The sequence below is a fragment of the Levilactobacillus hammesii DSM 16381 genome (assembly GCF_001434395.1).
GTDB classification, from domain to species: Bacteria; Bacillota; Bacilli; order Lactobacillales; family Lactobacillaceae; genus Levilactobacillus; species Levilactobacillus hammesii.
In genome coordinates, this window is sequence record NZ_AZFS01000046.1 from 263,583 (window position 1) to 283,651 (window position 20,069).

Genomic DNA, 20,069 nt, shown 5'->3' on the forward strand with positions numbered 1-20,069 from the left:
GGCTTAGCGATGAAGTGGTTACTGACAAAATTGGTACGGGGTTATCAGCGCTTCATTTCACCGCTATTTCCGCCGACTTGTCGGTACTATCCGACCTGTTCGAACTACATGTTACAAGCACTGGCGAAACACGGTGCAATTAAGGGTGGCCTAATGGGAATGGCGCGTATTTTGCGCTGTCATCCTTTCGTCCGCGGTGGTGTCGATCCCGTACCGGACCACTTCACACTACGACGCAATTTCGCGGCTGAACAGGCCTACCGCAAGGAAATGGGTCTTGATAAAAATTCCCCCACTAAATAAAGGAGAGTTGTCATGAGTAAACGAGAAAAATCTGTACAAGTGACGGTCGATGAACAAAAATTACCGGATGGCACGACCATGTCCATCTTAAAGATTGGGCAAGATACCATCGGCACGGTGAAACCAAACGAAGATCGGTTCGAAGCACAATTGAACGATGGTGATGTTTACCGGGTCAAGACGGTTGACGAGGGTGTCGAACTGCTCTTGCGGGATTACCACCTTCATCGCGGATAATAAATTTTAGTAAAATTGGCCGCAGTGAATCGTTAAAGTTCACTGCGGCCTTTATACTTAAGACAAATCTTAGTTTGAATTAAGGAGCAATCATTGTGGCAAAGAATGCGACAGAACAACGGACCGATGCCGATTCCCGGATTGATTGGGGAATTATCTTCTGTGTCCTGATGCTAGCCCTGATCGGTTTGGCATCTATCTACGTCGCCGCAACCCATGATAGTAGCGCCACGAGTATCACGTCCGCCGTGGTCTCGCAGTTAGCTTGGTATGTCATTGGGTCCGTAGCGATTATCATTATCATGCAGTTTGATTCCGAGCAATTGTGGAAGGTCGCACCGTTACTTTATGGGCTAGGGATTTTCCTGCTGGCCGCGGTGCTCATCTTCTATAGTCGGGCTTACTATGTGAATACAGGGGCGCGGAGTTGGTTTGCCATCGGCTCACTAACCTTCCAACCATCTGAAGTCATGAAGCCCGCCTTTATCTTGATGCTGGCGCGGGTCGTCACCGAGCACAACAATATGAATCCGATGCATACCATGCGGACGGACTGGGTGTTGATTGGCAAGTTGATTCTGTGGACTTTGCCAGTCGCCGTATTACTGAAGTTACAAAATGACTTTGGGACCATGCTGGTGTTCTTCGCCATCGTTGGTGGGGTGCTGTTGGTTTCTGGGATTACCTGGAAGATCATTGCCCCCGCGTTTGCGATCGTTGGTGGGGTCGGTGGGACCGCGTTAGCGCTGGTCACGACCGATGCCGGGCGAAAAATCTTGGAGAAGATTGGGTTTCAAGCCTACCAGTTCTCCCGGGTCGACACCTGGTTGCATCCCTCTCAGGATACGTCCAACAATGGGTATCAGCTGTGGCAGAGTATGAAGGCGATTGGTTCCGGGGGCATCTTCGGGACGGGCTTCAACGTGTCACACGTCTACGTTCCCGTGCGAGAATCCGATATGATTTTCTCCGTCATTGGTGAAAACTTTGGGTTCATCGGCGGTTGTGTTTTGATCTTCCTGTACTTCCTGTTAATTTACCAAATGATTCGGGTAACGTTCGACACCAAGAACGTCTTCTACGCGTACATCTCGACGGGGGTCATCATGATGATTCTCTTCCACGTGTTCGAAAACGTTGGGATGAGTATTGGGCTGTTACCATTGACCGGTATTCCATTGCCGTTTGTTAGTCAAGGTGGGTCAGCCCTAATCGGAAACTTGATTGGGATTGGTTTAATTATGTCAATGCGGTATCATTATAAGAGTTACATGTTTAGTCGTAACGACGTTTTTAAATAAAAAGGAGATTATCTAATATGGCTGAAATGGTAAAGTATTTTTGGACTAAAGCAGTAGATGACGGTACGCGTATCGGTTTGACGACTGAAGGCCAAGACGAATTAGGGACGATCAAGTTCGCTAAATTACCTGCAGTTGGTGACACGGTTAAGAAGGGTGATAACCTGTTAAGCGTTGAAGCCGACAAAGCTGTTTCCGATATTCCAAGTCCCGTTTCTGGGAAGGTGACCGCGGTTAATCCAGCATTAGCCGACGATTACGCCGCCTTAAATGGCAGCGACACCGATGCCGCTTGGTTCGTCGATGTCCAAGAAGCTTAATCTTATGTAAATGACCGGTGTGTGCCTCCGCTTGGGGGTCGCACCGGTTTTTGTATCTCGGCGAGCTGGAAGGGGAGGCACCAGCGGCTAACGCTGAAACCGGTTTCTTAGTGCTTTACTGGCGAGTCGGGTATAATGGAGGTAGTAATTGGAGAATGGAGTGAGTCACATGGAAGAGAAAAATGTGTTTCACATCAACGGCTACTTGGGTTTGTTGATTGTTTTGGCGTTATTCATTGGTGGCGGCTGGATGATTTTTGAAGGCATTATGGTGCCCTTAGCTATTATTATCATTGTGCTGGCCGGCTTGGCCGCCAGCAGTTTGACGATTATCAGTCCCAATCAATCAAAGGTTTTGACTTTCTTTGGCCGGTATATCGGGACGATCCGCGAGGCGGGACTTTACTTAACGGTGCCCCTCACGAATAAGTCGACGGTGTCCTTGCGGGTGCGCAACTTCAACAGTGCCATTCTGAAGGTTAACGATCTTCAGGGGAACCCCGTCGAGATCGCGGCCGTGATTGTTTTCAAGGTGGTAGACACCAGTAAGGCCCTGTTCTCGGTCGAAGACTACGAGCAATTCGTGGAAATCCAGAGTGAATCTGCCATTCGGCACGTGGCTTCGGAATACGCCTACGATAACTTTGGCGATGGTGAAGCCTTGACGTTGCGTAGTAACCCCACGGAAGTGTCCAATCACTTAACGGAGGAACTACAGGAGCGGCTGAACGTGGCCGGGGTTAAGATCATTGAAACGCGTTTGACGCATCTGGCTTATGCCACGGAAATTGCTTCAGCAATGTTGCAACGGCAACAGTCACAGGCCATCTTGTCCGCACGAAAGATTATTGTGGAAGGGGCCGTTTCAATCACGGAAGGCGCCATTACGCGGCTTGCCAATGAGACGGATCTAGAACTCAGCGATAACCAAAAATTACAGCTGATTAATAACATGATGGTTTCAATTATCAATGAGCGGGGCTCCCAACCGGTGATTAATACGGGGAAGGTAGACGCTTAGCCTGAAGCTTGTGGGTAAGTAAGTGACCAAGAATGATGTGTGGCGTGCCTTTAAATTGGGGCACGTCACTTGGCAAATAGAGAAAATTACTGGAGGACAACGGTATGGATGAACAGATAGGGGCGTTGCAACAGCAGCTTGCGGCCTTAAATACGGAATTAAAGGAGGGGGCTGTCTTTCAGTCCCTGGGGCCACGGCTGGGACAACTGATGGACGGTATCCATCGGCGGCGACGCACGCCTGTCACGTTACCGGATGATCAAGACGGCATTATCCCGTTGTTAACGCGCTTGCGCGGGGAACTAGACCGCAATCAGCCACTTGAGCTCCCACTGCGCGACCTGGACTTGTTAGTCCACCATCTGGCCTCACCGGACCCACAGATCCGCTACAATGGCGTGAATTTTACCATTTACGACGCCTTGCAGCAGAGTGCGCTGGGGGTCAATGACCTGGTCACGTTGGTAAACTTCCTCAGTCGTGATGAAAGCCTATTTAGTCACATTCTGGAGCCCACCAATGCCGCCGTCTTCGGTCGCGCCAGCTCGGCCTCGATGCTCGCGGTAGCCCTACACTTTGTTGCGGAGAATGAGGCCCAGGGGATGCTGGATTATCAACACCTCGTCAATCAGGTGGCAACCTATATTTGCCTGGAGACGGATACGCGGGGGTTCGTCAATCAGCAGGGATGGGCGCACGCCTACGCGGCGATTATTGACCTGCTGACGGTGTTGTCGGAGACGGATAGCCTGCCACGGGCCGATAAGCTCTTCTTGCTGCTGACGTTGGTGGAACGCCTCAAACGGCTGACGACGCCACTCATCTATGGCGAAAATGACCGGATGGCGACCTACTTTGTGGCGTTGACCAATCGACACGCCCTGTATGAAACGGCGCTGCTGAATGCGCTCAAACAGTGGCGGCAAGCGGTCGCACGACGGCGGCGACCGGATAACCTGGCGGGCTGGAATCAGTTCTTCAATCGTAAGCGTTTAGCGGATGCTTTGCGTTTGCGGAAGGATGCCAGTCCCCAGATCAAAAAATATTTGAACTCAACTATCGATTTTTTAGGCTAAAAAGATATTCAATTTTTTAGAGAAATGGTATACTGTAGGCTAACCGAAATTTATACGATAGGATGAGTGACAAAATGGATACAAAAGCAAAATTACACGTAGGTCTATTATTCGGTGGTAATTCTTCGGAACATGATGTTTCTAAGCGTTCAGCCCACAACATTTACGACGCCATGGACAAGTCACGTTACGACGTTAGTTTATTCTTATTGACTCGTGATGGCTTCGTTCTGAGTGATGCCGCTTCTCGGCGCGTGTTCGACGGCGAAGACGAGGCAGCAGTGGCTGCTGAAGAACAAGCCCAAGTAGACGCTACCAACCCATTGGCACCCATTTGGAATTTATCTCAAGCAAAGGATATTGATGTTTTCTTCCCAATTATTCATGGTAACTTGGGTGAAGACGGTACGATCCAAGGCCTTTTCCGTTTACTGAAAAAGCCTTTCGTGGGGAGTGGCGTCTTGGCATCAGCGACGGCCTTTGATAAGGATATGACGAAGCAGGTCCTGACGACCCACGGTATTCGTAACACGAAGTACGTGGTCATCACACCGGATAACCGCGACGAGTACGATTACGCGACGGTTCAGGAAAAGCTGGGGACCAACGTCTTCATCAAGCCTGCTAACCAAGGTTCTTCAGTCGGCATTCACAAAGCTGGTAACGCACAAGAGTTTAACGAGGGTATCACGGACGCCTTCCGTTATGACTTCAAGGTACTGGTTGAGGAAACGATTGCGGGTCCAGAGGAAGTCGAAATTTCCATTTTGGGTAACGAACATCCCCAAGCTTCTAAACTGGGGGCAATTCGGGTTCCAGAATCCGATGTTTTCTACGACTACAACAACAAATTTGTTGACGCGAGTGGTGTGACGTTCGAAGTGCCAGTTGAATTACCGGCTGAGCTGACGACTGAAATCACGACGATGGGTCTGCGGACGTACGCGGCACTTGGCCTGAAGGGTATGGCTCGAATCGACTACTTGGTTTCACAAGATGGTGTGCCATACGTTGGTGAAGTGAACACCTTGCCAGGATTCACGAATATCAGTTTGTACCCACAGCTGTGGCAAGCTTCTGGTATCAGCTATGAAGACCTGATCGACCGGTTGATTGCGTTAGCCCTTGATGAATTCAAATATCAAGACGAATTGGCTTACGATTTCATTCCATTAGATGACAACTCGGCGGCATCAACTTACAAGCCGAAGAAGTAAGTTTTAACCTAGGCCGGTATGGAGCGGAAACGTTGCGTGCCGGTTTTTTTGTTGGCTGTTTTTGAAGCGTGAGGTTCGGGAGGTGCAGAAATTGCGAGAATTTGGACAGCGGCTAGTTGGCAGTTGGCGACAGGGCCTCGGTGCACCAGGAATGCTTCTCGGTTGGGAAATACTAACCGTGATGTTTGCCAGTGTGCGGTGGCTCAGTCAACGGCCTGGCTGGTCGGTAGCCCTGGTGGTGGGAATCGTGGGGTTGCTGATCATGGCGGCCGGTCAACTTATGCAGGTGGCCCGATTGTATGGCGGCCAAACGGACTATCCAGACTGGCCCACCAGTTGGCGATTGGTCTGGCAGCATCTGGGATTATGGTTGGCCGTTGAGGTAATCGTGATCATCCTAGCGCTGCCATTAGGTCTATGGGGACTGAGTAGCCGGCTACTGGTGCGGTTGCCCATGGCCGCCAACTGGGTCAACTTTGTGTCGCTTCATCGGCGGCCAGTCGTGGTGTTAGCGGGAGTCATTTACGTCCTGCTAGCGGCATTTCTGCTGCTGTGGGGACCGCGTCACTTTCGGCGATTAACGCCCCAGCTGAAGCAACCGGGAAGTGTTCGCCAGATGCTGGGGGGCCTGGCAATCTGCGCTCTCTTAACCACGTGTTGGTGGGGCATTAGCGAGGGCCTCGTGTGGGTGAATGTCCAGTACGATCGGCAGGGGAGCCGGATGGGCATTCAGTGGCTGCTAACGGCCTCACTAACGCTGGTGCTGGTGTTATTCGCCGTCGTTAGCGTCTTGGGGGCGCTCACACTGGTGTGGAGTTGGTGTGGCCAACCGTCCGTCATGGGAGTGGCTCACCACCAAGGCCATTGGTCCGTGGTGGGGGGCGTACTCTGTTTGCTTCTGGTAGGCGGGATTGTGCAGCAAACGCAGACCCAACAACCGCAATTTGCCAAGACAGTACTGATCAGTCACCGTGGCGTGGATCACGCCCGGGGGGTGCAGAATACCATTGCCGCGCTGAGACAGGTCAATCGGGAACAGCCAGATTATGTGGAGATGGATCTTCATGAGACGAAGGACCACCAGTGGGTTGTGCTTCATGATGAAAATTTGCGGGTTCTCGCAGGGCGGAACGTCACGCCCCATAACTTGACACTGGCACAGTTAGAACGGCTGGTAGTGCATGAGAATGGCCAATCCACGCATCTTGCCGGGTGGTCCGCGTATTTGCGGACGGCAGAGCGTCTCAAGCAGCCGTTAATGGTTGAACTTAAGACGACGCCTCAGGATTCGGCTGGGATGGCACGGCGATTTGCGCGACAGTACGGTCAGCGATTGGTACGCGATCACGATGTCGTTCATTCTCTAGATTACCGGGTGGTCTCCCAACTTCGCCAGTCGGTACCTCGGCTAAAGACGGGATACATTCTCCCCTTTAATTGGGTCGCACCGCAGTCCGTTCCCGCCGATTTCTACTCCTTTCAGCAGATCTCGGCGAGTCAGCAATTTATTTTAGCCGCTCACCAGATGGGGGGGCGTGCTTATATTTGGACCCCGGATGCCCGTGATAAAATGACTCGAATGTGGGCGTTGGGCGCCGATGGGCAAATTACCAACGAGTTACGTCGATTGCGGTCGGTCACCCAACAAGATCGTCACCGTGGTGCGTGGGCGGTTCTACAGAATTTTATTTATAGCTATTAATCGATTGTTGGTAGAGTAGATAAATCATTAATATACGGATATTCGGAACCATTTAAGGATTAATATGCGGTCATTATTTGGCCAATTATTAATCCTTTTATATCTAAATGATAAAATGGTATAGACAGATTAAAGTTCCTTAATAAAAATGGCATAATGCTTGTAATTCCCGGTGAATCACTTATCATGGTAGATAAGATAAACAGGCCGGAGTATGGCCAGTCATTACCAGGGGATGAATATTAACGCCTAAGATCATGTCCGGTCGGGGACCAGGTGTTGATGACGTTTTGAGTAATGTTCGGTTTTATCAAGTTGACTGTTACCTAACGTTACGAATCGTAGGGAGAGATAAGATGCGTTTATTAGGGAATAAGGTTAAACAATACCGGAAACAGAAGAATTTATCACAGCAAGAATTGGCCGAAGGCATCTGCACGCAGGCAACGGTCAGCTTAATGGAAAAGAAGAATAAAGTACCCAGCATCAAGATTATTTTGCAGATTTGCCGACGCTTGAACATTTCGTTGAATGACGTGCTGTCTGGCTTAGGTAGTGGGCTGGATGAACAGTTTAAAAGTATTTCCGCGGCAGTTCGCCGGGAGGATTACTCGTTAGCCGCTGAGCTGCTGGCTAAGATGAATATGACCAACGTTCAAAATGGATTCGATCGTGAACGTTATCATTATTATCGCGGCTTTATCGAATTGGGTGCACGACAACGACCAGACGAAGCTATTTTTCATTTTAATTTATTATTACATCGGTCGTATCGGATGCCTTGGGATCTATACGCGATTGTCGGCAATGTCGGCATGGCCACCGCCTACTTATCTCGTCAAGAACTAGATAAGACGCGGTACTACTTGAATGCTGCCAGCAACTACCTCGATGATTTCGAGTGGCATGATGAAGAGAACTTTCAACGCATGATTTGGGCGCGCTACCGGATTGCGAAGCTTTACCTGGAGCTTGATCAACCACAATTAGTGATTGAAAACGTCGAGGCGGCCTTACGTGCAGTCAAGTATCAAGCATCCCTCTACTTAATTGATGTCTTGTACGAGGTGAAAGGGCAGGCGGAACAGGCCTTATTGGCGACCGCGGCGGCTAAGCGGAGTCTGGTCATTGCCAGAACTTTAGCCCTGGTGACGCACAACGTGGCGTTACAAGAACGCTTGATTCCACAGATTGGCCCGATGTTAACTGAATAATTAGAAGCCGACAGGTGAGGTGCCTGCCGGTTTTTTCGACCAAAAAAGTACCGCCACCGATTATCGGTAGCGGTACTTGGTTTCAAAACGTTAAAAGTTATCTTTCAGGATGTGTGTTCTTCGCAGGCTGGTTGTTCTGGTCGGTCCGAACCACAATAACGTCGCAGACAGCGGTCCGAGTCACATATTCGGTGACGGAACCAATCAGCAACCGTTCAACCGCATTTAACCCGGTGGCCCCGATCATGATTAAATCAGTATCATTATCCCGGGGAACGTCGCGAGCAATGATGGTCTTAGGGGCACCGTACTCGATAGCGTAGTCGATCTTCTGTAACCCATCAGCTTTAGCATCGGCCACGTACTTGTCCAGTGTCTTCTTCGCCGTTTCCGTGACTTGTTCAACCATGCTGGTATCGAAGCTGGAAATATTTTGGAAAGCCCGCGTATCAACAACGTGAACGAGATGTAAATCAGCATCGTTACGCTTAGCAACAGCGACCGCTTTCTTAAAGGCTAATTCGGCCTCGTATGAACCGTCAACTGGAACTAAAATGTGCTTATATTGTTGTAACATATTGTTCACCTCTCATTACTTTATACTCTTATCATACGTTATTTAACGCCAAATAAAAAGCAATATGGTGAAAAAAGGTGGAAAACTTGGAAACGGTTACCCCTTTGGAAACCAATGCAAAAGCATCAGTTGGAACGCCATGATAGCGACCACACCAGCCAGCAAAATGACCGAAATGAAGATGGTGTTGTTCATGATGGTGGCAATCGCTGCCAGAATACCAATGAGCATGAGAATAACCCCGAAGATGATGAGCACATGGCTCAGAACGCTGGATTCTTCCGGATGGAAGACCAAGAAGGGACGTTGGCGGTGGCTAAAAGCAAACCAGCCAATGCCGAATGAGAGTAGGGTGTAGCAGATCATAAGAATCGTGATGACCATGAGGGGCCTCCTTAAGTATTTAAAAATGGTTTATCTGATAGGGCCTGACCATCCCCCGAGAATGGGGTGGTGGTCAGTGCACGGTGGTTCAGCTGAATGGCTCAGGCGCCAATCTATTCAGAATAGCACACTGACGCCAAAAGAAAAGGGCCATTCAATGGAATGGCCCTCAAAGCATAAATGCTTTTGATGATCTAAGTGGTGCCGTTAATTGTCTAGTCATGTTGACCCGCGATGACAAATGCAGGGGGGAGAGCGTGGCAGAGTGTCTGACTTCCAAGTGAAAAGGCATGTCATCTTCTCTGCCCTTAGGCAATCCCGTTTAAAAATTACTTGTTCGGCAACTTGTAGTGAGACAACGCGTACACCTTAGAACCAATTGTATAGTAGCATATTTTTTATAAAAATTCAATTCGTTACTTCCGACTGGCCTGTCGCAGTCGCGCGTACTGTTCGGCCAGTTGACTTTCGAAACGGCCATTGGTTTTAGGATGGTAGTACTGGGCATCGCGCAAAGTATCCGGTAAATACTCTTGCTTGACCCAATCGTTGGGAAAGTTGTGGGGGTACTGATAGTCGTTACCGTGGCCCAGCTTTTTAGCCCCAGCATAGTGTGCATCCTTTAAGTGGTCGGGAACGGCCCCGTTGTGCCCATTCAGGACATCCGCTAGGGCGGCATCGACTGCCGTAATTCCGGAGTCTGATTTAGGCGACAGACACAGTTCAATGACCGCATCCGCCAGCGGAATCCGCCCCTCGGGTAGGCCCAATTGCTGAGCGGCCGTGACGGCTTGAACCGTACGGGCCGCCGCTGGCAGGTTGGCCATGCCAATATCTTCATAGGCGATCACCATGAGGCGCCGGCAGATGGACGGCAGATCACCGGCCGCCACCAATTGCGCCAAGTAGTGAAGTGCCGCATCGGTGTCGCTGCCGCGGATGGATTTTTGAAAGGCCGAGATCACGTCATAGTGGGCGTCACCGTTCTTATCCCCCACCAGGGCCCGGCGTTGGAAACAGGCCTCCGCGACCTCCAGGGTGATGTGAATCCGACCATCTTCGGCGGGTGGTGTTGATTGGGCGGCCAGTTCCAGGCCGTTGAGGGCACTACGGAGATCACCGTTGGTAGCGCCGGCCATGAAGTGAAAGGCATCCTCATCGACCTCCAGGGGAAGCTTACCCAGACCCCGCTCTTCGTCGGCCAGTGCGCGCCGTAGCGCCGTTTCAATGTCAGCCAGACTAAGGGGATGGACCTCAAAGATCTGAGTCCGACTCCGAATGGCGGGGTTGATGTTGATGTAAGGATTCTCGGTCGTGGCACCAATCAGGATGATTCGACCGCTCTCCAAATGGGGTAGCAGAAAGTCCTGCTTGGTTTTGTCCAGGCGGTGGATTTCATCGAGCAGAAGGATGACGGTACCACTCATCTTGGCCTCGGCCGCGACGACTTGGAGATCCTTTTTGGAATCGGTGGCCGCGTTGAGCTTGCGAAAGGCATATTTGGTAGACCCGGCGATTGCGCTGGCAATGCTGGTCTTCCCCGTTCCCGGCGGTCCGTAGAGAATCATGGATGAGAGTAATTTTGCGGCCACCATGCGGGCAATGATCTTGCCCGGACCGACCAAATCTTGTTGGCCGACCACGTCTTCTAGGCGTTGTGGTCGCATGCGATAAGCGAGTGGTTGTGCCAAAAATAAAGCTCCTTTCGTTATTTACCCAGGAGCTTGTCCAGTAAAGACTTCTTGTTGTCTGGCGTGGCCGTCTTGGCCGATTGCTTCGGGTATTTCTTGGTTAAATCAACGGGGTTTAAGTTGATTGCGTGGTCGCTAGCGACAATTAAGCCGTAGTCATCTTCAGCCATGCCGTAGAAAATATCATTGCGGATGGTAAATTTAAGGTTGTGTTGACTGGCTAATTTCAGGTAAGGCGCCAGATCCGCCTGATCAATGTGACCATTCAGGATAACCTGAAGGTCGGGGTGCGCCGTGATTTCAGTAATGAAAGCGTCCACGTTGTTGCGGTCCTTGACCTCAGCGATGGTCATGGCTAGCGATACCCGTTCCCGGAATGTCCCCAGGTAGCGGCGTTGCTCATCCGGATTAACCTTGGGGACACCAAAGGTAGAATTTTGTAAATGTTTGTCCATTTGACTCTTTTCAGCCATGTCGAATCCCTCTTTTCAATGTGGTGCTGTTAGTATAACATGGAATGGAAGCAACTTTCAGGAGGGGGGATTCACGATGTATCAGGATCAGGACTTTCATGTTTTTGACGATCAGACCTTGCCCGGTCGGCTGGGAAAGATCCAGCAGTATATCGACCCGAAATTCACGGCAACGGTGACGGATTTGGCCCCAGTCTTTGCCAAGCTGAGCATGCCCATCTACGCGCATATTTCCCAACACAGGCGGCGCACAAAGAATCCGCCGACCGACACTTGGGTGGCCTTCAGCACGTCCAAACGGGGCTACAAAATGCTGCCCCACATTGAGATTGGATTTTGGGACGACCGCTTCTTCATCTGGCTAGCCGTATTGCAGGAGGCCAAGGAGCGGCAGATGTTGCTGAGTCAGTTGAAAGAAGATTTAGTGTTGCAGCTGCCAGCTGGTTTTGAATGCGGTGGGGATCACACGGATAAGAATTGTGGGGTGCCGTTGACCCGGGAAAACTACCAAGCCTTGATGGCGACGCAAACGCAGCGTCATGCGGAGTGGCAGGTTGGCCGTAACTTCTTGCGGGGAGATGAATTCTTTACCCTCACGGCCGCGGAACAGACGCAGGTGATTCGTGATGTTGTGATGGCATTGCTACCGGTGTACGATCAATTGATTCGTCTGTAGGAAGTTAGTTGTCAGGGACCACAGAGACGCGTAAGCTAAAACCAGGTTTAGTAGAGGGGGAGTTTTGTTGATAGAAATACTCAAACGGTGGTGGCAAAATCCGCTAACCACCTATTACATAGCACTGGTGTTGCTGATTATCATTGTGTGGCAGGCCCATGCCTTCCTGTCGTTGGCGTTGTTCACCATCATTTTCATTTATCTGGGAAATGCAGCTATCATGGGAATCGAGCACCGGTTACATCTGCACCATCTCTGGGCCACCTTGTTGGTCTATCTGCTGTTTCTAGGCATTTTGGTGGCGGCGTTTGGTCAGATTATTCCACCGCTCGTCTCGGAAGCGTCTAACTTACCGCATACACTGGATACGTTGGTGCAGACCTATCCCCAGCTAGAGACGTCGTTGACCAAGCTGGTGAAGAATCTGACGCAAAATGCCACGGTGATCAGTAATGGTAAGGCCATGCTATCGAGTGGTATGGTGAAGCTTTCTCGATTCAGTTCCGGCGTTGAAACGATTCTGCTGGCGTTCTTCTTTAGCTTTATTTTCAACCTGACCAAGCATCAGTTGCAGCGGTTTGTTCACGCCTTTACCAAGAGTCGGTTCGCGGGATTGTTTGTACCGATGGGGCAGCTGATTCTGAAATTTGTCCATATTTTTGGGACGGTGATCGAAACGCAACTGGTGATCTGCACGATCAACACGATTCTTATGGTGTTGGGATTGTGGATTCTGAAGATGCCGAGCTTACTCATCTTGGGGATCATGGTCTTCTTCCTGGGGTTGATTCCAGTGGCCGGTGTCCTGATCTCGATGATTCCGTTGATCATCATTGCCTTTGTCACGGGTGGGGTGATCCGCGTGATCGAGATTATCGTGCTGGTGGTCTTGATTCACATGTTCGAGTCCTATTTCCTACATCCCCGGTTGATGGCCAATGCGACCAACTTGCCGATCTTCGTGACCTTTATTACGTTGATTGTGAGTGAGCGGTTGTTTGGCGCTTGGGGCTTGATTGTGGGTGTGCCGCTGGTCGCCTTCTTCTTGGACGTGTTCGATGTGCAGTTAAAAAACAAACCGGCTGTGGTAAAAGAAAAGCCGGCGTCTAAATAGAAAAAACAACGTCTCCCAGAATAGTGGGGGACGTTGTTTTGCGTCACAATCGATTAGTGCATAATCAGTTTGGCCACGATGAAGATAACCAGGAGGCCAACGTAATAAATGACGGTTTTGGTGGTCACTTGAGGGGTCTTGCTGTGGCGGTCACGTAACCATAGGACGAAGACCACCAGTAGGGCGATGACGGCTAAGCCGAGCAGAATATTCAAGACTAATGACAGGCTCATGACGAGGTTCAGAATGGGCATCGGAAAAACCTCCAGTATGTATTTTCTGCAGCTTTTGAGGCCATCAGCAGAATTGGGCACATGTGGATGATATGAAAAAAGCCTCGCCAACCGGCAAGACTTCTTTCAAAACCACTTAAGACGTTAATCTTAACGGTTGTAGTATTCATTCTCGGTGGAGAATGCGTCTTAATGCCTTGGTATCAAGGGATTCCATATTCGTATTTTTAAAATCTCCCACAGAATCTCCCACAGCTAACTAAAGGTTAGCAATTTTGGCAAAGATTTCAGCGTTCTTTTGGTCGTTGCCTTTAATGGCGTGGGCGTAGATTCTCAGGGTAATGGCGTGGTCAGAATGACCGAGTCGGTTGGCAACATCAACTGGACTGACACCGGCGCCCATCAGAATTGTGGCATGAGTGTGCCGCAGACTGTGGATAACGTAGCGCCCCGGTTCAATACCAGCTGCTTCAATTATACGCTGAAAATAGTAATGTGCCGAAACATGTTTGAAACTAAATAAGAACTTTTCCTTGGTAAACTTATCGCCTGTTTGGAGACTGTCAGCCTTAGCCTGGATCATGAACTTATGAAGTTGCCCCAACATGCCTTCATCAATTGAAATGGTGCGCACGCTGGAAGGTGTCTTGGTTGGCCCGACTCCCTTTGGGGTACGAGCGCGCTGGACAGAAAGCGTCTTGTCGGCAAAGTTGATGTCACGCCACTCCAATCCCAGTCCTTCACTTAAACGGAGACCAGTTGACTCCAGTAATTGGAAGAAGAGACGATGAGGGGTAGGCTCTTTACGAAGCTGCGCGTTGAATCGCGCCAGATCATCTTCGCTGAATGGTTTGCGGCGCTCAGACTTTTTGAAGCGAACACCTTTGAGCTTGTTTCGCGTGATAACCTCGTTTTCTTCCGCTGCATTCATGATGACCATGAAATACCGATGGTTGGCCTGAACCGAGGATGGTTTGAGATGCTCCAACTGTGGTTGAATAAACAGGTAGTTGTATTCCATCTTCGTGAGTTTACCAAGTTTGCGGTCACCTAGAAGGGGCAAAATATACTTGTTAATCGCCGTCTCCATATTGTGTCGGTAATTAGGGCGCCACTCAGCAGTTCGCATGGTGAGAAAATGTTTCGTCCACTGACGGACCGTTGTGTTAGAATCTAGCAGCTGATTGGCTTCGTCGTTGGCAACCATTACCTCAGCTTCCAACTCTGCTTTATGGGCAGCAGTTGGCGTAGTGAAGCCGCGCTCCTGTTTCTCATGGCGCTTACCAAAGGAGTCATGGAAGGGGTAGCGAAACATCCAGCGGGTACCTTTCTTGGTTTCATAAGAAAAAACGTTGTTATAATCTGTTTTTGTTGGTTTCATTGTTATTCTCCTTAAATGCGTGGACAGCGCCGTTTAGGAGAGGTTGTGGCATCGCCTCCTTTCATTCAAAATTGTGCATGAGTTATCCCTTGAATTTTATGTGTTGAGCGCATTCCATTATCTTGGCGGGTAGGGGGATGCGCTTTTTGTTTTGTTAAATAGTTCAGGTGTTCTGTTTGAAAATAAACCTATTGAATGGTCCAAAGCTAACCATGTTGAGAGGAATATCGGAGCGGGATGGGGTGAAGCCACTAGGTTCTGTCGCTGAAGAATTGCAAGCTAATAAAATTTCATTATCAAAAATAGTACCATTAAAAGTGGCATATTCTAATAGCTATGACCAACAAAATCAACCTCAGTTGAGGCATCTTGATATCCCCAAGCACTGGAAACAACGTATAGGGTACTATCAGTATTGTAGTAACCGATACTTGTAAGCAGCGGAAGTTTGTAATTTCCCTTTATGTCTGCTCGGACGTACTTTATTTCTGGCTGTTCAGGTGTGCTAACATTGGCGTTAGGAACAGTATTTCCGATCAGAAAGGTACTATTAGCGTTCAGAGATGCCGTAAGATGATTGGTCACACGAGCTAAGGTAAAACTTCTTTTGCTAACCCATCCCGTTTTATTATATTCAGTTTTAACGCGATACCATTCACGGCCGTTATTGGTTGTACCATATGACAGTAAGTTAAGTTTAGTGTTGGGCTTTACAGCTTGTTTTTTCTTAGAGTAGGGACTCCCAAAATAAAGAATTCCCTTCCTCGTACTGGTAACATACATATTCTCGTAGCCGTTTTTTGATTGTTTTTTCAGTTTGTGAGGATCAAGTGTTTTTTTACCGAAAACAAACCATTTATGGCCAGAATTGTTGATAATATAACTATACTTTGGGGTGGGAGTATAACGTCCGGAATTTAGACCCCACGCGTAATCACTACCAAAATGATCTATTTTGTAATGTGCGCCACGTTTAAGTGTAAATGAATCGACTGCGTAGCTTTTGTATGAAGGATGAGTGATTTTTATTTTTGAAACATGAACATTCTTTGTGAATGTTACCCATCTGCTCTTTCGCCAAAAACTATTATTAGATGAATAAATACTTGAAGCGCTGGCGATTGATGGCGCGGACAGTCCACCTATAACTATTAAAATAGTGATGCTCTTTTTTACAAGCGTTGTTTTCATTCTTATTTCTCCCCGGAATATGTACAGCTTTTAATGACATCCGTTCTGGTCAATTCCCTCCACTGGAGTCGAACCAATACTAGCTACCGAGGAGGGGGCGCATCTTACTTTTTTGGCGGGAGGGGATGCGATTTTCTATTTGGTTTATTTAAGCTTTATACCATTTAAAATCATTGTCATTGGATAGCATAGTTGATCTCCCTATCTTCTTTGAACCATAGTATACGTTGGTGTTGGGAAGGGATTCTGCATCCACATCTTTGCCAAGGATGGCTACTTGAGCATTGGCAATGCCTTGAGCGTGCTTGGCAACGATATTTTTATTGTCCTTACTTAGAGACGGAAACTCATCTGAAACATATAAGAGCAGGCCACGGTTGCTATCATACTTCATATTATCAATGTAGAGAGATGCGTTGTACTTTGTTTTGCCGTCAGAAGCCCACTGTTGTTCTTCACTCAGGCTATCAATTAAACCAGAATTATATTCTTTTAGTTCTTTAGTAGATAGGTCTTTAAGAACATCGGTCTCCGTTGAAGATTGGGAAGACGATTTGCTGGAACTGGAAGAAACTGAGGAAGATGTAGCTTCCTTTGAAGTGTTGCTTGCGCTTGGAGCGTAAACAGCACTTGAGATGAATAGTAAAACAGCTAGCACTCCGAAAGAGTAGAGCACGTGTCTACCGGTGATTCGAGAAGATTTTTGATGACGGCGGCTTGAGTACCACAGAAATAGCAGAACCAAAGACACCATGAAAGACAGGCCTATTAGTGTATTGAGCATTGATGAGACCTCCGAATATGTATTTGCAGCTTTTAGAGCCATCAGCATTGTTGGGCCTAATTTATGGTTTTGATGGGGTTATAAGATCATTAACACGGGCCAGACGTTTAATGAAGTCCCTGCGTGCAACTCCAGGATTGTTCTTATTTCGCTCAATACCAATTTTAAGTATGTTGGCTTCCTCTTTGAGGCGATGCTGCTTTCTGTAAAGCATAGCAAGAATTCGAAAGAGGGCAGGGTATCTATTTCCTTCCTCCACAGCCTGAAGGCCCAGAGATTCCACTCGCTCTAAATTTTTGCTCTTCCAAAAAGCTGATATAATTTGGACCTGGTGATAAAAATGGTCGTCTTGAGACACGGCTGGTTTGCCTCCTATCCGATTCGGGTAATGTTAACACATCTATTTAGATCAAAAATATATTCATGGTATTGAAATACTAGGCCATACTTGCTCCGATAGTTTTCAATAGCCTTCATGAGAAATTCGGTAGTGATATCGAAGTAGTCCGCGATTTCAGGTGCTGACCAAATACCTTGAAAAAAGCAGTTAACGAGCCCGGTTAAGGGTACTGCCTCGGTGAAAGCAATAGAGCGGGCGAGATTTTCTTGCTTTCGTTTTTCAATTGAATCCTGGTCGATTATTTCTCCTGACCCAGTATCGTAATGAGCAAGTTCTTCAAGAAGAGTAGTGTATTGAACGCTTCTATCATTTTTGCTATTGATAAAAATTTCTTGATTATCTTCGTATACCAATCCCGATAGATGATTGGGAAGGTCAGTAGTGAATGTGTAATTAATATTGTCTCGTTCTGCCATTAGTGATTCGATTCTGTCCATAAGCTAACCCTCAGTCTTGACCGCCACGGGCCTTTTTTAGGTTTTCAATGAAATTAATGATCTGTTGTTGTTCTTCAGCAGGGGTGTCATCATCAATATGAGCGGCGATAACACCGGTTGCAGAATTGTCGTCAGTTTTTTTAATTGATTGTTCTTCTTCATTACCTGTTAAAAGAAAATCAACGGAAACGTTGAGAACATCGGCAACCTTTTGCAAGCTTTTAGAAGTTGGAGCTTGGGTCTTCCAACGGTAGATGCTATTAATTCCAATACCAGCGTTTTGCGCTGTGGTTTTGAGATTCCAACCGTATTTATTTTTTGCAGTACTTTTTATTCGTTCGACTAACGTTGTCATAATAGGATTCCTCACAGTCATGACAAATAAATAATACCGTTTTCGATACTTTGGGGTTTACAAAAGTACTGAATTCAGTTATTATAAGTTCATCAAGTAATTAAGCAATAAGAAACCAGCACTATCAGCGAGGTACTTTGGCGAGTAACGCTAATGGTAAGGCTTATTTGCTCATATATTTATGGCTTAATTGTACTGAATTCGATACTAAAAGTCAACAACTTGATAAAGAAATTACTGAAAAGGAGGCTTGGATAATGACTGAGCAAAATTTAGTTGAGGGCGCAAAAGCCATCACTAACCGAATTAAAATGCGTCTGCTTGAAAAGGACATGACGCAAGTTGAGCTGGCTAGCTTAATCAACGAAAAACCGGTGCAACTCAATCGTGCAATTCATGCAGACATGTCACCAAAATCGGTTAAAATTCGGCAGAAGGTCTATCGGGTTTTAGATATTAACAACTAGGAGGCAGATTAATGATTGTAGCAAAACTACTAATGTTCCTATATGTCGGCTGGTTAGCTGGTCACTACGGAATCGACAACATGTTTGATTAGAGGTGAGTTTCATGGAACTAGAAGCGGTTGTTGAAAAAGCGGTCGCTAGTGAGGTTGAGAAATACCTGGGGCCGCGGTTACAAGCAATTGTTCGTGAGTACATCATGTTAGATCGCGATACGGCATTTAAAGAACTATGTGTCTCACGGGCGTTCTTTGACAAAAATATCAAGAACAAGCCACAGGTGAAATTGGTAGAACGCCGCTACAAAGAATCTAACAAGGTGTTCTATGAGCCAAGCGAGCTGAAACGAGCAATCCTATCCATCACAGAATTTTAAAAATCGTGGACAGCGCCTAACGATGGGTAGAACAACTGGAGGTAACACAATGAAAATGAACAGTGACATCGAAAAGATGTTGAAAAATGTAGTCAAGCGAGTAACTGATTCACGGCCACCGTTACAGTGCGTTCACTTTGAAAATGGAAATGCGGTTGTAACGGACAGCCATCGATTGATTAAGGTCAAAGGGGTGGCGCCAAAAGACTTGAAGCTTGATTTAAACCTGGCAGATTTTAGTTTTCCAGACATCAATTATCCTGATACAGATCGTCTGATGCCTAAAGAATTCGCAACGAAGCTTACGTTAACCAAAGACAATGTAGTAGCAATGCTTCCGTCACTGAAAGCAATGGCGACAGAATACTTTGGTAAACAGCGAGTGGTGAAACTAGGAATCTCTGAGGAGTGCTTCAAAGTATCACGGACGAGTTTAGGTGCCCAAAGTGTACAAACGGTGGATTTCAAGCCCACTGATTTCTCTGGCGAGCCAATTGAATTAAGCTGTGACGCTCGGTATTTAGCTGATGCGTTTGAAGACTTGACGAAAATTAAAGATACTCGTAATCGGACGCTTGAACTGAAAATTAATACTGACCTTGCACCGTTCTTAATCAGTACTGGCAATATTGATTACCTACTAACACCGGTCAGAGTATTTTAAGGGGATGACGCAGTGACAGCAGTTTTAATTTTTATCGGTGTATTCGGGCTTGGAGGCCTGATTAGAATCATTTACGAGTGGTGGTGGAAGCAATCATCAAAGTAGTGTTCGGGGATGGCAAGAAAGAAGAGGTCCCCAGTGATAGTGCTTTAGAAGAAGCTGTTATTAGGCGTAAAAGTTACGTACGAGCCTTTCATTTTAAGCAGCCAGAAGTGATTCGCGCAGATACAGGAACTACACGTGATCACGTCAATACGGAAACTTGGAACGTTAAGTGGTTTAGGTCTGGGATTGTTGTTTATCCCCGGCCCAACAAACGTAAATTGCCAGGGGTACTGATTTATTGGAATCAGATTGCCTGGGCAGAAGCTGAGAATGATCCCGCAGCGGATGATGAGAGCTATAGGTGGTGGTGACGATCAAAGGATTTAGTCAGGAAACAACCAACAATTTGTGGAAGACAAGTCTTCGCTCAGTT

26 protein-coding genes are annotated in these 20,069 nt (G+C 47.7%); 15 read left to right on the top strand and 11 right to left on the bottom strand.

All coding sequences use genetic code 11. The features are described 5' to 3' along the window. Positions 1–9 precede the first annotated feature (9 nt). The 9 genes from yidD (at position 10) to FD28_RS05205 (ending at position 8,391) form a co-directional block, all read left to right on the top strand. Entirely contained in the window at positions 10–303 is a 294-nt protein-coding gene (yidD, locus tag FD28_RS05165) for a membrane protein insertion efficiency factor YidD (RefSeq protein WP_057733270.1), read from the top strand. 12 nt (positions 304–315) lie between these two features. Beyond that, on the top strand, positions 316–540 hold the full coding sequence (locus tag FD28_RS05170) for a DUF2969 domain-containing protein (RefSeq protein WP_057733271.1): 225 nt from the start codon (positions 316–318) through the stop codon (positions 538–540). Between the two features lie 95 nt (positions 541–635). Further along, a complete protein-coding gene (locus FD28_RS05175; protein ID WP_057733272.1) occupies positions 636–1,841 on the top strand; it encodes an FtsW/RodA/SpoVE family cell cycle protein in 1,206 nt (401 codons plus the stop codon). 17 nt (positions 1,842–1,858) lie between these two features. Beyond that, complete coding sequence (locus tag FD28_RS05180; protein WP_083478121.1) at positions 1,859–2,161, top strand: glycine cleavage system H family protein; 303 nt, start codon at positions 1,859–1,861, stop codon at positions 2,159–2,161. A gap of 169 nt (positions 2,162–2,330) precedes the next feature. After that, positions 2,331–3,182 carry an SPFH domain-containing protein gene (locus tag FD28_RS05185; RefSeq protein ID WP_057733273.1) on the top strand — a complete coding sequence of 284 codons (852 nt, stop codon included), beginning with the start codon at positions 2,331–2,333 and terminating at the stop codon, positions 3,180–3,182. Positions 3,183–3,286: 104 nt separating this feature from the next. Further along, positions 3,287–4,258, top strand: a complete 972-nt coding sequence (locus FD28_RS05190; protein ID WP_057733274.1) for a DUF2785 domain-containing protein — start codon at positions 3,287–3,289, stop codon at positions 4,256–4,258. A gap of 74 nt (positions 4,259–4,332) precedes the next feature. Further along, positions 4,333–5,475 carry a D-alanine--D-alanine ligase family protein gene (locus FD28_RS05195; RefSeq protein WP_057733275.1) on the top strand — a complete coding sequence of 381 codons (1,143 nt, stop codon included), beginning with the start codon at positions 4,333–4,335 and terminating at the stop codon, positions 5,473–5,475. A gap of 91 nt (positions 5,476–5,566) precedes the next feature. Next, positions 5,567–7,177: a glycerophosphodiester phosphodiesterase gene (locus FD28_RS05200; RefSeq protein WP_057733277.1), complete on the top strand. Its 1,611-nt coding sequence runs from the start codon at positions 5,567–5,569 to the stop codon at positions 7,175–7,177. A 356-nt stretch (positions 7,178–7,533) separates the two neighbouring features. After that, positions 7,534–8,391, top strand: a complete 858-nt coding sequence (locus FD28_RS05205; RefSeq protein ID WP_057733280.1) for a helix-turn-helix transcriptional regulator — start codon at positions 7,534–7,536, stop codon at positions 8,389–8,391. A 97-nt stretch (positions 8,392–8,488) separates the two neighbouring features. Here FD28_RS05205 and FD28_RS05210 read toward each other — a convergent pair whose 3' ends face one another. From FD28_RS05210 to FD28_RS05225, 4 genes are all read right to left on the bottom strand, one after another. Beyond that, positions 8,489–8,968 (bottom strand): universal stress protein, encoded by a 480-nt coding sequence (locus FD28_RS05210; RefSeq protein WP_057733281.1) that lies wholly within the window; start codon positions 8,966–8,968, stop codon positions 8,489–8,491. 96 nt (positions 8,969–9,064) lie between these two features. After that, entirely contained in the window at positions 9,065–9,352 is a 288-nt protein-coding gene (locus FD28_RS05215; RefSeq protein ID WP_057733283.1) for a hypothetical protein, read from the bottom strand. 416 nt (positions 9,353–9,768) lie between these two features. Then, positions 9,769–11,043, bottom strand: coding sequence for a replication-associated recombination protein A (locus tag FD28_RS05220; protein ID WP_057733284.1), 1,275 nt, complete (start codon positions 11,041–11,043; stop codon positions 9,769–9,771). A 17-nt stretch (positions 11,044–11,060) separates the two neighbouring features. After that, on the bottom strand, positions 11,061–11,516 hold the full coding sequence (locus FD28_RS05225; RefSeq protein ID WP_057733286.1) for a YueI family protein: 456 nt from the start codon (positions 11,514–11,516) through the stop codon (positions 11,061–11,063). 76 nt (positions 11,517–11,592) lie between these two features. Between FD28_RS05225 and FD28_RS05230 the strand changes: the two genes are divergently transcribed. Beyond that, a complete protein-coding gene (locus tag FD28_RS05230) occupies positions 11,593–12,192 on the top strand; it encodes a DUF1054 family protein (RefSeq protein ID WP_057733288.1) in 600 nt (199 codons plus the stop codon). Between the two features lie 67 nt (positions 12,193–12,259). Further along, a complete protein-coding gene (locus tag FD28_RS05235) occupies positions 12,260–13,306 on the top strand; it encodes an AI-2E family transporter (protein ID WP_057733290.1) in 1,047 nt (348 codons plus the stop codon). A 53-nt stretch (positions 13,307–13,359) separates the two neighbouring features. On the opposite strand, the gene FD28_RS05240 is transcribed toward FD28_RS05235, so the two are convergent. From FD28_RS05240 to FD28_RS05270, 7 genes are all read right to left on the bottom strand, one after another. Beyond that, positions 13,360–13,560, bottom strand: a complete 201-nt coding sequence (locus FD28_RS05240; protein WP_057733292.1) for a hypothetical protein — start codon at positions 13,558–13,560, stop codon at positions 13,360–13,362. A gap of 238 nt (positions 13,561–13,798) precedes the next feature. Then, positions 13,799–14,920 carry a tyrosine-type recombinase/integrase gene (locus tag FD28_RS05245; RefSeq protein WP_057733294.1) on the bottom strand — a complete coding sequence of 374 codons (1,122 nt, stop codon included), beginning with the start codon at positions 14,918–14,920 and terminating at the stop codon, positions 13,799–13,801. Between the two features lie 327 nt (positions 14,921–15,247). Next, positions 15,248–16,111 carry a hypothetical protein gene (locus FD28_RS05250; protein ID WP_057733296.1) on the bottom strand — a complete coding sequence of 288 codons (864 nt, stop codon included), beginning with the start codon at positions 16,109–16,111 and terminating at the stop codon, positions 15,248–15,250. A 148-nt stretch (positions 16,112–16,259) separates the two neighbouring features. Further along, positions 16,260–16,895 (bottom strand): hypothetical protein, encoded by a 636-nt coding sequence (locus tag FD28_RS05255; RefSeq protein ID WP_057733298.1) that lies wholly within the window; start codon positions 16,893–16,895, stop codon positions 16,260–16,262. Between the two features lie 61 nt (positions 16,896–16,956). Then, on the bottom strand, positions 16,957–17,253 hold the full coding sequence (locus FD28_RS05260; protein WP_057733300.1) for a hypothetical protein: 297 nt from the start codon (positions 17,251–17,253) through the stop codon (positions 16,957–16,959). 14 nt (positions 17,254–17,267) lie between these two features. After that, positions 17,268–17,711, bottom strand: a complete 444-nt coding sequence (locus tag FD28_RS05265; RefSeq protein ID WP_157059841.1) for an ImmA/IrrE family metallo-endopeptidase — start codon at positions 17,709–17,711, stop codon at positions 17,268–17,270. A 31-nt stretch (positions 17,712–17,742) separates the two neighbouring features. Continuing rightward, positions 17,743–18,087, bottom strand: coding sequence for a helix-turn-helix domain-containing protein (locus FD28_RS05270; RefSeq protein ID WP_057733303.1), 345 nt, complete (start codon positions 18,085–18,087; stop codon positions 17,743–17,745). Between the two features lie 257 nt (positions 18,088–18,344). Between FD28_RS05270 and FD28_RS05275 the strand changes: the two genes are divergently transcribed. From FD28_RS05275 to FD28_RS05290, 4 genes are all read left to right on the top strand, one after another. Beyond that, entirely contained in the window at positions 18,345–18,554 is a 210-nt protein-coding gene (locus FD28_RS05275; RefSeq protein WP_057733305.1) for a hypothetical protein, read from the top strand. Positions 18,555–18,657: 103 nt separating this feature from the next. Then, positions 18,658–18,927, top strand: a complete 270-nt coding sequence (locus tag FD28_RS05280; protein WP_057733307.1) for a hypothetical protein — start codon at positions 18,658–18,660, stop codon at positions 18,925–18,927. Between the two features lie 49 nt (positions 18,928–18,976). After that, the gene (locus FD28_RS05285) at positions 18,977–19,591 is read left to right on the top strand and encodes a hypothetical protein (protein ID WP_057733309.1); all 615 of its coding nucleotides are present in this window, start codon (positions 18,977–18,979) and stop codon (positions 19,589–19,591) included. A gap of 83 nt (positions 19,592–19,674) precedes the next feature. Then, positions 19,675–20,007, top strand: coding sequence for a hypothetical protein (locus tag FD28_RS05290; protein ID WP_157059842.1), 333 nt, complete (start codon positions 19,675–19,677; stop codon positions 20,005–20,007). The last annotated feature ends 62 nt before the right edge of the window (positions 20,008–20,069 follow it).